Origin of the sequence: Eudoraea sp., from assembly GCF_049665975.1 — a bacterium.
Classification (GTDB): Bacteria; Bacteroidota; Bacteroidia; order Flavobacteriales; family Flavobacteriaceae; genus Eudoraea.
Window position 1 is genome coordinate 1 of record NZ_JBATGR010000158.1, and the last position, 1,645, is coordinate 1,645.

General features: G+C 37.2%; 2 protein-coding genes. One reads left to right on the forward strand and one right to left on the reverse strand.

The window, feature by feature from the left end; genetic code table 11:
* Positions 1 to 63: 63 nt before the first annotated feature.
* Positions 64 to 1,035, reverse strand: a complete 972-nt coding sequence (locus WBN20_RS05950; protein WP_424272238.1) for an endonuclease — start codon at positions 1,033 to 1,035, stop codon at positions 64 to 66.
* A 76-nt stretch (positions 1,036 to 1,111) separates the two neighbouring features.
* On the opposite strand from WBN20_RS05950, the gene hflX reads away from it, so the two are divergent.
* The coding region (gene hflX / locus WBN20_RS05955; RefSeq protein ID WP_424281060.1) for a GTPase HflX at positions 1,112 to 1,645 on the forward strand (534 nt) is incomplete at its 3' end.

Here is a 1,645-nt window from a genome sequence, read left to right on the forward strand (position 1 = left end):
GTTATTGCGTGAAGCCCAAATAATTCATATTTAGAATGTTCTTTTGAATATCCCCAATCTGTTTTAATTGTATTTTAATTGAATATATACAGGAAAGTGGTCACTGTATCCCCCTTTATACTTTTGCCCTACATACGTTCTAAATGGGTTTCCAGCATATTTGCCATCCCATTCTTTGAGCTGATGGTCGTCAAAAATATTGGCATGCGTAAAACTATGCGTGCCTTTTTCGTAATTAAAAAAACTATGAGAGACCAGTATCTGATCAAAAAGTGACCAGCTTCTTCTGTAGTTTGCGCTACCTCTTTCCGGGGTCAATAGTTTTTCCATAGGATTATACAACTCTTTCGCATCAACCAAAGTGCGGATACTTATTGCGTCCGGACCATCATTAAAATCTCCCATGATAATATAATTGGGATTTGAATAATTTTTTTCAATTTCCGTCATATAGTCCCTAATGGTCTCGGCAGCTTTAATTCTTTTGTAATCTGTTTCTATATCTCCATTTCTTCGTGATGGCCAGTGATTTACAAAAACATGAATTTCCTCCCCGTTTAAAACACCGTGAATATAAAGTATGTCCCGGGTTGTGTCTCTTTCGCCTTCAGGATTGAAAATCAGTAAAGGGATAGGTGTCGAATGTAAGACACTAAAATTCGATTTGAGATATAACAGAGCCGTATCAATTCCCCTTTCATCAGGAGAATCGTAATGAACGTAGTCGTAATCCTCATTTTTTAAAGCCCCTGTAGAAATCAGGTCCTTAATAACCCCTTCATTCTCCACTTCTGCGATACCTACCAGCACAGGTGGCTTGTTAGTGGATTTAACCCCTATTCTGCAAATGGTATTTGCAAGTTTGAGCAACTTTTTTTTATACCTCCTTTTGGTCCATTTTTTCTTTCCTTTTGGGGTAAAATCTATGTCAAGTGTATTTTGATCATCTCCTATATCAAAAAGATTCTCCAGGTTATAAAAGACAATGGTATGAACGTTTTTGGGTTTATTTCTTTTCAGAAATGAAAAATTCATGAATTTTTTATTTGGTTTCCAAAATTACGAAAATCACTTGGTTCCAATTACTTAGATTTGCACTATAATTTATCAGATGTTAGAGAAACAGAATATAGAATATGAAAAGGCAATTCTGGTGGGTGTTATTAACAAACAGCAGAATGAAAAGAAAGTACAGGAATATCTTGATGAACTCGAGTTTCTAACTTATACGGCTGGCGGCGAAGTATTAAAACGTTTTGTGCAGCGAATGGATTTACCCAATCCAAAAACATATATTGGGAGTGGTAAAATTCAGGAAATAGAGGCCTATGTAGATGAAAACGAAATAGGTTCTGTCATTTTTGACGATGAACTTTCGGCTGGTCAGCAGCGCAATATTGAGAAGATACTGCGGTGCAAAATACTGGACAGAACTGGTTTAATACTGGATATATTTGCTCAAAGAGCCAAAACGAGCTATGCCCGTACACAGGTAGAGCTTGCACAATATGAGTATTTATTGCCTCGGCTAACCGGCTTATGGACTCATCTTGAAAGGCAAAGAGGGGGTATTGGAATGCGAGGTCCCGGAGAGACGGAAATTGAAACAGACCGTAGGATAGTCAGAGATAGAATAGCATTACTA

Excerpts from the sequence above, each read along its gene's own strand:
- WBN20_RS05950 (WP_424272238.1), bottom strand. The coding sequence starts at position 1,035 with ATGAATTTTTCATTTCTGAAAAGAAATAAACCCAAAAACGTTCATACC.